The following is a 14,740-nucleotide window of genomic DNA, read 5'->3' on the forward strand; positions in this document are numbered from 1 at the left end:
CACATTACGTATCTCTGGGGCAACATTAAGTTCCATTGCGCAAGCAGCTTGCTATACTCGGTGCATAAGGGGCGTAAGGGGCACCTCGCGCCGGAATTCATGCACGAGAAGAGACACGACAGATGCTGAAAAAAGTGGATTCTTCACAGCTCAGGGTGGGCATGTTCATCCAGGACCTCGATTGCGGCTGGATGGAGCATCCATTCGTACGCAATCAGTTCCTGGTCACCAACGAGGCCGAGATCCGCAAGATCGTCGAGGCCCGCATCCGCGGCGTGGTGATCGATTGCCGCCGCGGCCTGGACGTCGATGCGCCGACGGTCGACGAAAGCGCGGCGGCCACCGAGGCTGAGGTGACGGCGCTGGCCTCGGCGCCCACCGCCTCCGGACGCACGCGGGTGCCGCTGGCCGAGGAATTGCAGCGCGCCGTCCATGTGCGGCGCCAGGCCGAGGGCCTGGTGCGCGCCGTGATGCAGGACGCGCGCCTGGGCAAGGCCGTCGAGCTGGACCAGGTGAGCCCGGTGGTGCAGAGCATTACCGAATCGATCCTGCGCAACTCGGGCGCCTTGCCCAGCCTCCTGCAGCTCAAGAACAAGGACGACTACACCTTCCTGCACTCGGTCAGCGTGTGCGCGCTGCTGGTCGCCTTCTGCCGCTCGCGCGGCATGGACGAGGACACCATCTACCAGGCCGGCCTGGGCGGCCTGCTGCACGACACCGGCAAGGCCATGGTGCCGGACGCCATCCTCAACAAGCAGGGCCGCCTGACCGACGACGAATTCGACATCGTCAAGCGCCATCCGCGCGATGGCCACGACATCCTGGTGCGCACGGCGGGCATCGGCCCGGTGCCGCTCGACATCACGCTGCACCACCACGAGCGGCGCGACGGCAGCGGCTATCCGGACCGCCAGGTCGGCGACGGCATCAGCGAGCTGGCGCAGATGGCGGCCATCGTCGACGTGTACGACGCGATCACGTCCGACCGCTGCTACCACAAGGGCATCCCACCGGCGGAGGCGCTGCGCAAGATCTACGAGTGGAGCAAGCACCACTTCAATCCGGCGCTGGCCCAGGAATTCATGCGCTGCGTCGGCATCTACCCGGTCGGCACCCTGGTGCTGCTGGAGTCGGGCCGGCTGGGCGTGGTGGTCGAGCCGCACGAATCGAGCCTGCTTACGCCGAAGGTGAACGTGTTCTTCCATGCCAAGCGGCAGGTGTATATCCGCCCCGAGACGGTCGACCTGTCGCGCGCGGTGGGCTTCGGCGGCGGCGACCGCATCGTGCGCCACGAGTCGGCCGCCAAGTGGCAGGTCGAGCCGCTGCGTTTCATGCAGCTGGCCGAGGCCTAGGCCTGGTTGCAGCAATTCAGAAGAATTCGGCGGTGTCGTTAGCGGCCACGGTCTGCAGCAGCCCGCCCGCGACCAGCTCTTCGTAGTGGCACACGCGGTTGCGGCCGTGGGCCTTGGCGTAGTACAGGGCCTGGTCGGCGTGGCCCAGCGTGACCACCGGCGAATCGGCGGCGCTGACGCTGGTGAAGCCGATGCTGACCGTGACCTGGCCCACCTGCGGGAAGTCGTGGCTCTCGACGTCGGCGCGGAAGCGCTCGATGATGCGGCGTGCGTTCTCCAGGTTCGTCGAGCGCAGCAGCACCACGAATTCCTCGCCGCCGAAGCGGAACACCCGGTCCTGGGCGCGGAACGACGACTGCAGCAGGTTGGCGATCAGGATCAGCACCTCGTCGCCATACAGGTGGCCGAAGCGGTCGTTGACGCCCTTGAAGTGGTCGACGTCGACCACCGCCAGCCACTGCTTTTCTTCGCCGTTGTGGTGGCGCCGCTCGGCCTGGCCGGGGACCGTGGCATCGGTCTCGGAAGCGTGCAGCATGCGCGCCAGCTGGTCGTCGAAGGTCTTGCGGTTGAGCAGGCCCGTGAGCGAGTCGCGCTCGCTGTAGTCGAGCAGGTTCTGGAAGTTGCGGTACACGCTGACGATCCCGTTGACCATGTACAGCGCCTCGGGCGTGAACGGTTCGGCGTGCACGATCTCGAGGCAGGTGTCGGCCTTGTCGCCGAACCAGATCGGCAGCCACAGGCGGCGCAGGCCGTCGGCGCCGATGCTTTCGGCGCGCGGTTCGTGGCGGCGCAGGCAGGCGCCGAGTTCGGGATAGAGCGCGATCGGTTCGCCGGGACCGCTGTCCTGCGGCTCTTCGGGGCAGGCTACGCCGCCGGCATGGATGCAGGCGCGCGAGCGCACGAAGTACTGCTCGCCGACGCTGGAGATGGTGAGCACCCGGGTGCGGGCCGCGCCGGACAATTCCTGGACCGCCGAAATCACGGAAATGTCCAGCATGGTGTGATCGCGGTGGCCGGTCATGTCCACCATGTGTCGCAGCAGGGAATCCATGTCGTCGTTATCAGACCAAGCAATAAAGAAGTACCGGGAGACCGCCCCGCGCAGGGCGTGGCGCACAGGGCGGACCGCGCCGGAGGTCCAGCGCGCCATGATCGGCGGTGCCGCATTTTTCAGCGGTCAAGCAAAACAGCATAATACTTTTTTGTATTACCGGCAACTATTCTTAACAATTTTTATTCATGGTTTCCCGCGGCATGACACATCGCCCCTGGGAGTTTGTTTCTCATCAGAAGCCCGAGTTTCCATGTAGAAAAGTTGTGGATGGTCAACTTGCCGTGCAGCACTAATCGGTACAGTGAACTCACTGGCAAACGCAACACAGCAGTAGCGACGGGGCCCAGTCGCAGCCAGTATTTCCTCAACCATCATAAGGAGTTTGTCATGAGCACGATTACCTCCGCCATCAAAGCATTTTTCGCTGACGAAAACGGTGTGACGGCCATCGAGTATGGCCTGATCGCCGCCCTCATCGGCGTGGTGATGGCCGGTGTCGCCGGCGAAGTCGGCGAAGAGATCGAGAAGGCCTTCGAGTACATCCGCGACCAGTTCAACACTCCAACTGCTCCGTAATCCGCTGCCCCCCGGGACGCGGTCCGGCCCTGGGGGGCTTTTTTTTCGATCTCGAGGAACCCGATCATGGCTGTCGCACTTTACCTCGATACGCTGCTGCTGCTGCTGGTCACCACGGCGGCGCTCAAGGACCTGGAGAGCCGCCGCATTCCGAACCGGCTGCTGGCCGCCGGCATGTTCGGCGCCCTGGTCCTCCACCTGCTGTCGCCGCAACCGGTGGACGGGCTGCTCGCCTGGCTGGGCGGAGCGGCGACCGGACTGGCGGTCTTTCTTCCCTTTTACCTGATCCGCGGCATGGCAGCCGGGGACGTCAAGATGATGGCGGCCGTGGGCGCCTTCGCCGGCCCTGGCGACGCGCTGCGCATCGCCATCCTGGCCTGGTGCGCGGGCGGCGTGATGGCGCTCGCCGTGATCGTCTTCAAGGGCCGCCTGCGCATGGCCTTGTCGAACCTGTGGGGGATCGTGCGGCCCATGCTGCTGCGCTTGCCGCGCGCGTCGATGCCCGGCAGCGCCGGCGGCCCGCCCAGCGTTGGATCGATTCCCTATGGGGTGGCGATCGCCGGCGGCGCCATCGCCCTGCTGGTCAGCCGTTATGCCGATCGCCCGCTTCTCTGAAATCCGGTCCTTGCTCTGCCTTTGTTGGCTCTTTGTCAGGTATCAAGTGCCTGTCGGGGCTGCTCGCTAGAATCAAATCAAGGTCTTACGAAACATTTTCATGAGCAGGAGGGTTCATGATTGGAATGTTGTCGGCCACCACAGCCACCGCCGGGCTCGATGCGTCCGTGTCTGCGTTCGGATCCGGGGCCAGCGCGTCGTCAAGCGATGGCGACGTGACCGCCGTGCTGCCGCGCCAGCCGCGCACCGTGCGCGACACCGGGCTCGATCCGCGCCTGGTGACAGGGCTGGTGCTCAAGGTCCTGCACGCGGGCGGCAAGACGCCGCTGTCCAGGCTCACCGGACGCCTGCGGCTGTCGGTCAGCGTGGTGCGCGAAGTGCTGCAAGGCCTGGTCGCCGGCCAGCAGGCCGAAGTCGCCTATTCGGGCGAGACCGATCTCGACGTGCACTACCAGCTCACCGCCGCCGGCGCGCACGCCGCCGGCGAGCACCTGGCCGAGTCGCGCTATGCCGGCCCGGCGCCGGTGACGCTGGCGGCCTGGCGTAGGGTGGTGGCGCAGCAGTCGCAGCGCCAGCCGGCCGCGCCGCGCGTGGCGCGCGCCGAACTCGAAGCGGTGCTCGATGGCGACGGCCTGGAACCGGCGGTGCGCGAACTGATCGGCGCGGCCCTGTATTCCGGCCGTCCGCTGCTGCTGTACGGTCCGTCCGGCAGCGGCAAGACCACCCTGGCGCGCAAGTTCGCGCGCCTGCGCCAGGATCCGATCGCGGTGCCGTACGCGGTGCTGGTCAACCACGAGATCGTCCAGCTGCACGACCCGGCCCTGCATCCGGCGCCGCTGCAGATGCGCGGCCTGGAAGAACGGCGCAGTTGCGATGCGCGCTGGGCCCTCTGCCAGCGGCCGCTGGTGCACGTCGGCGCCGAGCTCACGCGCGACATGCTCGAACTGCGGGTCGACGCCGCCAGCGGCGTGCTGCGCGCGCCGCCCCACATCCTGGCCAATAACGGCCTGCTGGTGCTGGACGACCTGGGACGCCAGCGGATGCCGGCCGGCGAGCTGCTGCACCGCTGGCTGGGCGCGCTGGAGGCCGGCCAGGATCACGTGACGGTGCCGCACGGCCCGAGCCACGCGCTGCCGTTCGACGTCGACCTGGTGCTGGCCACCAGCCTGGCGCCCGAATCGGTGCTGGACGACGCCTGCCTGCGCCGTATCGGCTACCGCATCGCCGTCGGGCCGCTGTCCGAATCGAGTTACCGCGCGCTGCTGCGGCGCCAGGCGCGGTTGCGCCGCATCGAGGTCGACGAAACAGCATTCGATTTTCTTGTCGACGAACTGCATCGCCGCACCCGGCGCCCACTGCTGGCCGCCTGGCCGCACGAGCTGCTGGGGCGGATCGCCGATTTCGCCGGCTTCGCCGGCCGCGCGCCGCGTTGCGACGTGGACGGCCTGGTCCAGGCCTGGAGCAGCCTGTTCGGAGCCAGCGCCCTGCCGCCCGCGCTGCCTTGTGCATCGGATCGGGCGGCGGTGAAGCGGGAAGACAAGGAAGGGGATGCGCGATGAAGAACAAGCGTGCCGTGATCATGATGGCACTGGCGGTGGTGCTGGGCCTGCTGGCAGTGGCGCTGGCGGCAAGCTGGCTGCTCAATGCCCCGGGTGCGACCTCCGGCCGGATCGTCGTCGCCAGGACCGACGTCGACATCGGCCAGCGCCTGACGCCGGAGATGTTCAAGCTGGCCGACTGGCCGACCGACAGCGTGCCGAAGGGCGCCTTTACGGATCCCGCGCCGCTCGGCGGGCGGGTATTGCGCAGCAGCCTGCTCGCGGGCGAACCGATCAGCGAGGCCAAGCTGGCCCCGGCCGGCACCCTGGGCGGCCTGTCGGCCCTGATCACCGAGGGCAAGCGCGCGATCACGGTGCGCGTCAACGACGTGATCGGGGTGGCCGGCTTCACCCTGCCGGGCAACTACGTCGACATCATCGTCAGCACCGAGACCATGCCCGACCCGAACGCGGGCAGGGCGCGCGAGCAGAGCATCTCGAAGATCGTGCTGGAGCGGATCCTGGTGCTGGCGGTGGCGCAGGAAGTCAACCGCGACGAGACCAAGCCCAAGGTGGTCAATGCCGTCACGCTCGAGGTGACCCCGGCCGAGGCGGAAAAGCTGGACCTGGCGCGCAGCGTGGGCACCCTGTCGCTGGCGCTGCGCAACCAGGTCGATCCGGCCGCCGCCGCCACCCTCGGCGCGACCAAGGAAAACCTGCTGCCCACGATCGCCGCCGCGCCGCCGCCGGTGGTGCGGGCCCCGCCGCGGCCGCGCGTGCAGCAGGTACGCGCCCCGGCCCCGCCCAAGCGCGACTGCATCAGCGTCATCAACGGCCTGCACGCATCGCAGGAATGCTTCTGACCACCGACTGGATCGATCATGAAACGACGTCCCTCGATCGCATTGCACGCCACTCTTGTCGCCGTCCTTGCAGCCATCGCCGGCCCGGCCCTGGCCAGCACGGCGCCCGCCGCCGCGCAGAAGGCGGCCGAACCGAAGCCGGCGCCGAAGAAAGCGGCGCCCGCCCGCACCGCGAGCGAGTCGCCCGCGCAGATCACCGAAGGCTGCCGCGGCGAGGCGGCGCGGCCGGCCGCGATGACGCTACAGATGGGCAAGTCGACCATGCTGCGCCTGCCCGAAAAGGTGGCCCGGCGCAGCGTCGGCAACCCGGCCGTGGTGCAGGCCATGCTGGTCGCCCCCGACACCCTGTACATCGCCGGCGTCGACGTCGGCAGCACCAATATGATCGTGCAGGGCCGCAGCGGCTTGTGCAGCGTGATCGACATCACCATCGCGATGGACCCGAGCGGGCTGGAAGCCACGCTCAAGGCCGCGATACCGGACGAGCAGGACATCCGCGTGATGGCCGCCAACGACAGCCTGATCCTGATCGGCACCGTCAGCGACGCCACTGCCGTGCAGCGCGCGGTGGAGCTGGCCGGCGCCTACGTGCGGCGCCCGCTGCGCCAGCTGCCGGCGGCCGACAAGGAAAACGACACCGACGGCGTGATCGTGGTGGGAAGGAGTGGCGCCGGCGGCGGCGGTGGCGGGGCTGGTGGCGCCGGCGCCCGGGTGGTCAACCTGCTGGCGGTGAGCGCGCCGCAGCAGGTGCAGCTCGAGGTCAAGGTGGCCGAAGTCTCGCGCACCCTGCTCGAACGGCTCGAGACCGGTACCCGCTTCAGTTTCGGCTCCGGCAGCTGGACCACCACCCTGGCCACCGATTTCCTGAGTGGCCTGGCGCGCGGCAGCCTGTCGGGACTCAAGACCAACGGCAACCGCTTCGCCATCGAGGCCGACAAGCTCGATGGCCTGGTTCGCATCCTGGCCGAGCCGAACGTGCTGGCCATCAGCGGCCAGGAAGGTTCCTTCCTGGCCGGCGGCAAGTTCTACATCCCGGTGTCGCAGGACGACGACCGCGTCACGCTGGAAGAGAAGGAATTCGGGATCGGCGTGCGCTTCACGCCGACCGTGCTGGCGGGCGGGCGCATCAACCTGAAGGTGGCGCCCGAGGTGTCCGAACTGTCGCGCGAAGGGATCGGCATCACCGCCAACGGCATCACCGGCACCGCCATCATGCCGCTGGTGACCACGCGCCGCGCCAGCACCACGGTGCAGCTGCACGACGGCCAGAGCTTCGCGATCGGCGGCCTGGTGCGCAACAACCTGATCGCCAATATGAAGGGCCTGCCGGGGCTGGGCGATATTCCGGTGCTGGGCGCGCTGTTTCGCAGCACCGACTACCAGCAGGACCGCACCGAGCTGGTGTTCGTGATCACGGCGCGCCTGGTCAAGCCGCTGCCGGGCGGCAGCCACGTGCTGCCCACCGACGGCCATGTCCTGCCCTCGCGCGCCGGCCTGATGCTGGGCGGGCGGCTGGAAGGGGAATCGCCCGCCGCCGCCGCGCCATCGGCCACGCCATCGGCTGCGGGGCAGACCGCAGGCGTGGAAACCGGACGCTTCGAACTGGCGCCGGCGGCTTCGAACTGATATAGGGGAATGCGATGCGAACCACATTCACACGATGGGCGGCGCTGGCGCTGCTCGCCTGCGGCGCGCCGGGGTGCGTCTCGACCACGCCAGACTGGGATGCGCGCTTCGGCGCCGCCACCCGCAACAACCTGGCGGCCCAGGTGATCGACCCGAGCGCCGCCGCCGCCAGCAATCCCGCCCTGGGCCTCGATGGCCGCGCCGCGCGCGCCGCCATCGACAACTACCAGCGCTCGTTCGCCCGGCCGGAAACCGGCCAGCCGGCGGCGATGGTGGACCAGTGATGGACGCGCGCGCAACGAACGTCCTCCGTCCGGGGCTGCCATGAGAGCGCTCCTGATCAGCCGCGACAGCCACTTGTACGCGGAACTGGCCTCGCAGGGTGCGGCGCGGGTGCCGCCCCTGCACCTGGCCGCCACCCGCGCCAGCCTGCGAGAGGCGCTCGACCGCCCCGAAGCCGACGCCCCGCAACTGGTGATCGTCGACGCCAGCGGGCTGGAACCTTCCGAAGCGGGCCTGCTCGAGCGCCTGGGCCGCCAGTACCCGGATTCGCAGCTGATGCTGCTGACTAACCAGCACCAGCCCGACCTGTTGATCACCGCCATGCGCGCCGGCGTGCGCGAGCTGCTGCAACTGCCGCTGGTGCACCGCGCCTTCCACGAGGCGATGGACCGGATCGCCACCGCGGCCGGCGTGTCGAGCCTGCGCGAAGGCAAGGTGCTGGCCTTCATCGCCTGCAAGGGCGGCAGCGGCGCCACCTTCATTTCGGCCAATTTCGGCTATGCGCTGGCCACGCTGGCGGGCAAGAAGGTCTTGCTGATCGACCTGCACGGCCAGTTCGGCGACGCCGCCCTGTACGTGTCGGACCAGAAGCCGGCCATGACGATGTCGGACGTGTGCGCCCAGATCGCGCGCGTGGACGGGCCCTTCCTCGAATCGTGCCTGGTGCACGTCACGCCGGGTTTCGGCGTGCTGGCCGCGGCCGACGATCCCGGCCACGCGAAAGAGGCCAGGCCGGAACACATCGACACCATCCTGCGCGTGGCACGCCAGAACTACGACTACGTGCTGCTCGACGTCGGGCGCCAGATCGACGCGGTGTCGCTGCGCGCGCTCGACGTCACCGACACCATCTATCCGGTGCTGCAGCTGGCGCTGCCCGACATCCGCGACGCGCGGCGCCTGCTCGACATCTTCCGCTCGCTGGGCTACGTGCTGGACAACATCCGCCTGATCGTCAACCGCTACGAGAAGGGCGGCAAGCTGCGCCTGCAAGACCTGCATGCGGCGCTCGGCTGCGAGGTGGTGCACACCTTCCCCAACGACTACGTCGCGGTGACCGATTCGGTGAACCAGGGCGTCCCGGTGCTGCAGCTGTCGCGCTCGAGCTTTGCCGCGCGCAGCCTGGCCGAAATGGTCGAGCTGGTGACCGCGCACCGGGTCCAGGAAAGCCGCGGCCTGCTGGATCGCCTGTTCGGGCGCCAGGACGCGGATTACTGATCCATTACTGTTCCATTACTGCTCCAGCCACGAAAGACGCCCATGTCCCTTCGCGAACGACTTGCCCTGTCCGGCCAGGAGCGCATCACCGGCGACGGCGCCGAGCTGCAGGATGCGCCGAACCAGGCCTACCAGGAACTCAAGAAGCTGATGCACCAGATGATCCTCGACCGGATCGACCTGGAGCGTCTGAAGCGCCTGACCGCCGAGCAGTTCAAGCACGAGCTGGCGCTGCTGGTCCAGCGCATCATCGAGGACGAGCGCATCGTCCTCAACCAGCACGAGCGGCACCACCTGGTGCTCGACATCCAGCACGAGATGCTGGGCTTCGGCCCGCTCGAACCGCTGCTGTCCGACCCCTCGATCTCGGACATCCTGGTCAATACCTCCAACAAGGTCTACGTTGAGCGCCACGGCCGGCTCGAGCTGACCGAGATCACCTTCCACGACAACGCCCACCTGATGAAGATCATCGAAAAGATCGTCTCGCGCGTGGGCCGCCGGGTGGACGAGTCGAGCCCGATGGTCGACGCTAGGCTGCCGGACGGCTCGCGGGTGAACGCGATCATTCCGCCGCTGGCGGTGGACGGGCCGATCCTGTCGATCCGCCGCTTCGGCGGCAGCCCGCTGACGGTGCAGAACCTGCTCGACTATAAAAGCATGACCACGCCCATGATCCGGGTGCTGGAAGGGCTGGGCACGGCCAAGGTCAACATCCTGATCTCGGGCGGCACCGGCAGCGGCAAGACCACCTTGCTCAACCTGATCTCGGGCTTCATTCCGGCCAACGAACGGGTGGTGACGATCGAAGACGCGGCCGAGCTGCAGCTGCGCCAGCCGCACGTGGTGCGCCTGGAGACGCGCCCGCCGAACATCGAGGGCAAGGGCGAGGTGCCGCAGCGCGCGCTGGTGCGCAACGCGCTGCGGATGCGGCCCGACCGCATCATCCTGGGCGAGGTGCGCGGCCCGGAAGCGCTCGACATGCTGCAGGCGATGAACACCGGCCACGAAGGGTCGCTGGCCACCATCCACTCGAATACTCCGCGCGACGCGCTGTCGCGGCTGGAGAACATGGTCAGCATGGCGGCGGTGAACCTGACGCCGCGCGCGATCCGCCAGCAGATCGTGTCGGCGGTGACGGTGGTGGTGCAGGTCTCGCGCCTGACCGACGGCACGCGCAAGCTGGTCAGCCTGCAGGAAATCACCGGCATGGAGGGCGAGATCATCTCGATGCAGGAGATTTTCCGCTTCGAGCAGAGCGGGGTCGACGTCGACGGCAAGGTGCTGGGCCACTTCAGCGCCACCGGCGTGCGCCCGCGCTTCGCCGACCGCCTCAAGCTGTTCGGGGTCCCGGTATCGGACGATTCCTTCGATCCCGACCGCAGGTTTGACTGAACCGATCGACTGGGAGCGCACATATGGACGGCTTGTTCTATGGATTCGTGGTGCTGCTGTTCGCGGCCGTGATCCTGGCGGTCGAGGGCTTCTATCTGTGGTGGATGAGCACCCATGGCGCGGCGGCGCGCCGCATCGCACGCCGCCTGCAGATCATGTCGGGCGGCGTGAACGCCCGCGGCGGCGAACGGATCTCGATCCTCAAGCAGCGCCGCTACAGCCGCTTCCCGGCGCTGGACAGCCTGCTGCATCGCTTCAGGCTGGCGCAGCGCATCGATGCGCTGCTGGTGCAGGCCGGCGCCACCTGGTCGGTGGGCCAGTTCCTCGCCGGCTCGCTGGCTTGCCTGGTGGCGGCCCTGGTGCTCACCTCCGATGCCGTCAGCTCCTTCACCGTGCCGCTGCCGGCGCGCCTGCTGGCCTGCGTCGGCGGCCTGTTCCTGCCCTGGTGGCTGCTGCACCGCATGCGCATGCGGCGCCTGGTGCGCATCGAGCACCAGCTGCCCGAGGCGGCCGACTTCATCGCGCGCGCGCTGCGCGCCGGCCACTCGTTCACCAACGTGCTGCAAATCGTTGGTAACGAACTGCCCGAGCCGCTGGCCGGCGAATTCCGCATCACGCGCGAGGAAATCAACTATGGTGTGCCGATGAACGAGGCCCTGCACGGCCTGGCCGAACGCATCCCGCTGACCGACCTGCGCTATCTGATCATCGCGGTGCTGATCCAGCGCGAATCGGGCGGCAACCTGGCTGAAATCCTCGGCAACATCAGCCAGATCATCCGCGCCCGCCTGAAGCTGGTGGCGCACGTGCGCGTGCTGTCGGCCGAGGGCCGCATGTCGGCCTGGATCCTGGGCCTGCTGCCGTTCGGCGTGATGGGCGTGATGCTGGTCAGCAGCCCGGACTACGTGCGCATGCTGTGGACCGATCCGTCCGGGGTGCGCCTGCTGTGGTACGGCCTGGGCATGATCGTGTTCGGCGTGCTGTGGCTGCGCAAGACCATCCGCATCCGCGTGTGAGGCTCCCATGACTTCTTCCCAACTGGTTTTCCTGCTGATCGTCTTCGCCGTCGTCTGCCTGCTGGCCTGGGTCGCGCTGGTGCTGTTCGCGCCGCTGGCCTTGCGCGAGCGCCTGCGCCGCTTCCTGGGCCCGCGCGCCGGACCGCGGGGTGGCAACGAACTGGGCGTGCGCTGGATCGAGCGCGTCGCCAGCGTCGCCCGTCCCCTCACCAGGCTGTCGATCCCCGAGGAAGGCTGGGAAAAATCGACCTTGCGCACCCGCTTCATGAACGCCGGCTGGCGCCACCCGTCTGCGCCGACCCTGTACTTCGCGTCCAAGACCGCGCTGGCGCTGCTGGTGCCGGCCTTGTGCGCGCCATTCCTGGTGCTGTATGGCTCGTCCCTTGGCGGCAGCAAGGTGCTGGGCATCCTGCTTCTGGGCGCCGCTTTCGGCTACTACGCGCCGAACGTGGTGCTCGAGCGCCTGGTGCAGCGGCGCCGGCGCGAGATCTTCGAGACCATCCCCGACGCGCTCGACCTCCTGACCGTCTGCGTCGAGGCCGGCCTGAGCCTGGAGCGGGCGCTGGTCAAGGTGGCGGCCGAGATCCACATCAAGAGCGTGGTGCTGTCGCAGGAACTGCAGCTGGTGCTGATGGAGATGCGCGCGGGCTTTTCCAAGGAAAAGGCGCTGCGCAACTTCGCGCTGCGCTCGGGCGTGGACGACGTCGACACCCTGGTCGCGATGCTGATCCAGTCCGAGCGCTTCGGCACCAGCGTCGGCGACTCGCTGCGCGTGCATGCCGAGAACCTGCGCCACAAGCGGCGCGTGATGGCCGAGGAAACCGCGGCCAAGATCGGCCTCAAGCTGCTGTTCCCGCTGATCTTCTGTATTTTCCCGACGCTGCTGATGGTCCTGCTCGGGCCGGCCGCGATCCAGATCTCGCGCACCCTGGGTTCCATGCCCTTCGCGCGCTGAAAGGAGAGACTCCCATGCGACGCACTCTCGAGATGACCCGCCTGGCGCTGCTGTGCGCCGGCCTGATGGCCTGCTCGCCGTTCGGATGGCGCGGCGCCCTGGACATCGGCGCGCAGGCCGACGACATCTATCGCACCGGCCGCGCGCAACATTTGGCGCAACAGCCGGACGGCGCGCGCGCCGCCTACGAGGCCGTGCTGCGGCTGGAACCCGGCCATCCCGGCGCGCGCAATGGGCTGGCGACCCTGCACGCCGAAGGACGCGAACTGGAACCGGCGATCGCGATCTGGCGCGAGCTGACCGCGTCGATCGGCCTGGATGCGGGACCGGGCAAGGCTTACCTGTTCGCCAACCTGGGGCAGGCTTACCTGCTCAATGGCGAACATGAGGAAGCGCGGGGCGCGCTGGAACGGGCCTGCCTGCTCGACCCGCTCAATCCGCGCGCGTGGCAGCTGCTGGGCGACGCCCTGGCGGCATTGGGACAGGCCGAGCGCGCCGTGCAGATGCACCGGCAGGCGGCGGCGCTACGCCAGCACGACCTGCGCGCGGACTTCGCCGCCGCCGGTGGCAAGACCGAGGTGGCGCCGCTCGGCCAGGCCCTGGCCGCACCAAAGCCGCAGGCCCAGCCCGACTGGTCCCAGTCCTATATCCACGTCGGCGTGGACGGGATGATGGAGTTACGGCGGGTGGATGCGGCGCGCGTGGCGCACGAGGCACGCGAGGCGCCGGCTTCGGCTGCGGTGGCGCGCCTGGAAATCCGCAACGGCAATGGCGTGACCGGCATGGCGCGCGCGCTGTCGAACCGCATCGACGAACCGGGCATCCGGGTGACGCGCCTGTCGAACGAGCCGGGCTTCACGGTGTCGCACACCCGCATCGAATACGAGGCGTCGCATGCCGAGGCCGCGCGCAGGCTGGCGCAGCGCCTGGGCAGTACCCAGCTGCGCGAGGTCGACCCCGGCGCGCCCGTCAACCTGCGGCTGGTGCTGGGGCGCGACCTGGCGCGCCACGGTACGGCCCTGCGCCTGGCCCCGCCCGCGTCGGCCGCGGACGGGCAACGGCTGGCTTACCGGTAGCGTTCCAGCCACCAGCCGTATTGCGGCGGCAGGATGGCGAACGGATTCTCGACGCCCAGCTCCTTGGCCGCGCGGAAGGCGTAGTGCGGATCGGCCAGGTGCTCGCGGCCGATCATCACCAGGTCGATCTGCTCCGCGGCCACCGCCTGGTTGGCCACCTGCGGGTCGCCGATATACCAGGACGACGCCACCGGCAGGCCGGCCTCATCCCGCACGCGCCTGGCGACCGGCGCCAGGAAGCCCGGACCCCATGGAATCTTGACGTCGGGGACGGTGAAGTTGACGCTCACGTTCAACATGTCCAGGCCGGCCTCGCGCATGCGGCGGGTCAGCTCGATCGATTCGGCCAGCGTCTCTTCGTCGCGGCCGTCGTATTCGATCACGCCCATGCGCGCCGTCAGCGGCAGGTGTTCTGGCCACACCTCGCGCACTGCGGCCAGCGTCTCGAGCAGGAAGCGTCCGCGGCCATCGAGGTCGCCGCCGTACTGGTCATCGCGGCGGTTCGAATGCGGCGACAGGAAGGATTGCGCCAGGTAGCCGTGGGCGAAGTGCAGCTCCAGCCATTCGAAGCCGGCGGCCAGGGCGCGCCGCGCGGCGTCGACGAAGCCCTGGCGCACGCGCGCGATGTCGTCCAGGGTCATCTCTTGCGGCACTTTCGACAGGTCGCCACCGAAGGCGAGGGCGGACGGGGCGATGGTCTGCCAGCCGTCCGGCGCCTCGTTCGGGATGTGCGCGTTGCCGTCCCAGGGACGGTTCGCGCTCGCCTTGCGGCCGGCGTGGCCGATCTGGATGCCGGCCACCGCGCCGGCGGCCTTGATTCCGGCGGCGATGGCGGCCATGCCGGCCACTTGCCCGTCGTTCCACAGGCCGGTGCAGCCCGGGGTGATGCGGCCTTCCGGCGTGACGGCCGTGGCTTCGACGATCACGAGGCCGGCGCCGCCGCGCGCGATCGAGGCGTAGTGGGAGAGGTGCCAGTCATTGGTGACGCCGTCGATGGCGCTGTACTGGCACATCGGCGGCACCGCGATGCGGTTGCGCAGGGTGACGGATTTGAGGGTGAAGGGCGTGAATAATGCGGTCATTGGTGCTTTCCAGGTGATGCTTCGACACGCAGCGACGCGCCGCACGGCAAATGGCCGCCCGGGTCTGTGCTCGCTGTGGGAAGAAGATCGGG

At 68.6% G+C, this 14,740-nt stretch carries 14 protein-coding genes; 12 read left to right on the plus strand and 2 right to left on the minus strand.

Going from position 1 to position 14,740, the window contains the following annotated elements; genetic code table 11:
- The first annotated feature begins 122 nt into the window (after positions 1-122).
- Positions 123-1,352, plus strand: a complete 1,230-nt coding sequence (locus SOM28_RS14885) for an HD-GYP domain-containing protein (protein WP_320468578.1) — start codon at positions 123-125, stop codon at positions 1,350-1,352.
- A 16-nt stretch (positions 1,353-1,368) separates the two neighbouring features.
- Here the strand turns inward: SOM28_RS14885 and SOM28_RS14890 are convergent, their stop codons facing one another.
- Positions 1,369-2,403 carry a GGDEF domain-containing protein gene (locus SOM28_RS14890; RefSeq protein WP_123068778.1) on the minus strand — a complete coding sequence of 345 codons (1,035 nt, stop codon included), beginning with the start codon at positions 2,401-2,403 and terminating at the stop codon, positions 1,369-1,371.
- A 390-nt stretch (positions 2,404-2,793) separates the two neighbouring features.
- Between SOM28_RS14890 and SOM28_RS14895 the strand changes: the two genes are divergently transcribed.
- From SOM28_RS14895 to SOM28_RS14945, 11 genes are all read left to right on the plus strand, one after another.
- Entirely contained in the window at positions 2,794-2,982 is a 189-nt protein-coding gene (locus SOM28_RS14895; RefSeq protein WP_123068779.1) for a Flp family type IVb pilin, read from the plus strand.
- Between the two features lie 66 nt (positions 2,983-3,048).
- Positions 3,049-3,597 carry an A24 family peptidase gene (locus tag SOM28_RS14900; RefSeq protein WP_123068780.1) on the plus strand — a complete coding sequence of 183 codons (549 nt, stop codon included), beginning with the start codon at positions 3,049-3,051 and terminating at the stop codon, positions 3,595-3,597.
- 116 nt (positions 3,598-3,713) lie between these two features.
- On the plus strand, positions 3,714-5,156 hold the full coding sequence (locus tag SOM28_RS14905) for an ATP-binding protein (RefSeq protein WP_320468579.1): 1,443 nt from the start codon (positions 3,714-3,716) through the stop codon (positions 5,154-5,156).
- Positions 5,153-5,998: a Flp pilus assembly protein CpaB gene (cpaB, locus tag SOM28_RS14910; RefSeq protein ID WP_123068782.1), complete on the plus strand. Its 846-nt coding sequence runs from the start codon at positions 5,153-5,155 to the stop codon at positions 5,996-5,998. The genes SOM28_RS14905 and cpaB overlap by 4 nt, the downstream gene beginning before the upstream one ends.
- Positions 5,999-6,016: 18 nt before the next feature.
- Positions 6,017-7,624: a type II and III secretion system protein family protein gene (locus tag SOM28_RS14915; protein WP_320468580.1), complete on the plus strand. Its 1,608-nt coding sequence runs from the start codon at positions 6,017-6,019 to the stop codon at positions 7,622-7,624.
- A gap of 14 nt (positions 7,625-7,638) precedes the next feature.
- Entirely contained in the window at positions 7,639-7,908 is a 270-nt protein-coding gene (locus SOM28_RS14920; RefSeq protein ID WP_320468581.1) for a hypothetical protein, read from the plus strand.
- Between the two features lie 40 nt (positions 7,909-7,948).
- On the plus strand, positions 7,949-9,124 hold the full coding sequence (locus tag SOM28_RS14925; protein WP_320468582.1) for a CpaE/TadZ family protein: 1,176 nt from the start codon (positions 7,949-7,951) through the stop codon (positions 9,122-9,124).
- Positions 9,125-9,166: 42 nt separating this feature from the next.
- Positions 9,167-10,519, plus strand: coding sequence for a TadA family conjugal transfer-associated ATPase (locus SOM28_RS14930; RefSeq protein WP_123070181.1), 1,353 nt, complete (start codon positions 9,167-9,169; stop codon positions 10,517-10,519).
- Between the two features lie 23 nt (positions 10,520-10,542).
- On the plus strand, positions 10,543-11,535 hold the full coding sequence (locus tag SOM28_RS14935; RefSeq protein WP_123070182.1) for a type II secretion system F family protein: 993 nt from the start codon (positions 10,543-10,545) through the stop codon (positions 11,533-11,535).
- Positions 11,536-11,542: 7 nt separating this feature from the next.
- Positions 11,543-12,490, plus strand: a complete 948-nt coding sequence (locus tag SOM28_RS14940) for a type II secretion system F family protein (RefSeq protein WP_123070183.1) — start codon at positions 11,543-11,545, stop codon at positions 12,488-12,490.
- 14 nt (positions 12,491-12,504) lie between these two features.
- The gene (locus tag SOM28_RS14945) at positions 12,505-13,566 is read left to right on the plus strand and encodes a tetratricopeptide repeat protein (protein ID WP_320468583.1); all 1,062 of its coding nucleotides are present in this window, start codon (positions 12,505-12,507) and stop codon (positions 13,564-13,566) included.
- Here SOM28_RS14945 and SOM28_RS14950 read toward each other — a convergent pair.
- Complete coding sequence (locus tag SOM28_RS14950) at positions 13,557-14,648, minus strand: NADH:flavin oxidoreductase/NADH oxidase (RefSeq protein ID WP_320468584.1); 1,092 nt, start codon at positions 14,646-14,648, stop codon at positions 13,557-13,559. The two genes, SOM28_RS14945 and SOM28_RS14950, sit on opposite strands and share 10 nt — an antisense overlap.
- Positions 14,649-14,740 lie beyond the last annotated feature (92 nt).

It is taken from the genome of Massilia sp. CFBP9026 (genome assembly GCF_034045165.1).
Classification (GTDB): Bacteria; Pseudomonadota; Gammaproteobacteria; order Burkholderiales; family Burkholderiaceae_D; genus Telluria; species Telluria arenae.

Coding starts and splice junctions, on each gene's coding strand:
- SOM28_RS14925 (WP_320468582.1), top strand. CDS start 7,949: ATGAGAGCGCTCCTGATCAGCCGCGACAGCCACTTGTACGCGGAACTG.
- SOM28_RS14940 (WP_123070183.1), top strand. CDS start 11,543: ATGACTTCTTCCCAACTGGTTTTCCTGCTGATCGTCTTCGCCGTCGTC.
- SOM28_RS14945 (WP_320468583.1), top strand. CDS start 12,505: ATGCGACGCACTCTCGAGATGACCCGCCTGGCGCTGCTGTGCGCCGGC.
- SOM28_RS14905 (WP_320468579.1), top strand. CDS start 3,714: ATGATTGGAATGTTGTCGGCCACCACAGCCACCGCCGGGCTCGATGCG.
- SOM28_RS14935 (WP_123070182.1), top strand. CDS start 10,543: ATGGACGGCTTGTTCTATGGATTCGTGGTGCTGCTGTTCGCGGCCGTG.
- SOM28_RS14915 (WP_320468580.1), top strand. CDS start 6,017: ATGAAACGACGTCCCTCGATCGCATTGCACGCCACTCTTGTCGCCGTC.
- SOM28_RS14930 (WP_123070181.1), top strand. CDS start 9,167: ATGTCCCTTCGCGAACGACTTGCCCTGTCCGGCCAGGAGCGCATCACC.
- SOM28_RS14920 (WP_320468581.1), top strand. CDS start 7,639: ATGCGAACCACATTCACACGATGGGCGGCGCTGGCGCTGCTCGCCTGC.
- SOM28_RS14885 (WP_320468578.1), top strand. CDS start 123: ATGCTGAAAAAAGTGGATTCTTCACAGCTCAGGGTGGGCATGTTCATC.
- SOM28_RS14890 (WP_123068778.1), bottom strand. CDS start 2,403: ATGGATTCCCTGCTGCGACACATGGTGGACATGACCGGCCACCGCGAT.
- SOM28_RS14895 (WP_123068779.1), top strand. CDS start 2,794: ATGAGCACGATTACCTCCGCCATCAAAGCATTTTTCGCTGACGAAAAC.
- SOM28_RS14950 (WP_320468584.1), bottom strand. CDS start 14,648: ATGACCGCATTATTCACGCCCTTCACCCTCAAATCCGTCACCCTGCGC.
- cpaB (WP_123068782.1), top strand. CDS start 5,153: ATGAAGAACAAGCGTGCCGTGATCATGATGGCACTGGCGGTGGTGCTG.
- SOM28_RS14900 (WP_123068780.1), top strand. CDS start 3,049: ATGGCTGTCGCACTTTACCTCGATACGCTGCTGCTGCTGCTGGTCACC.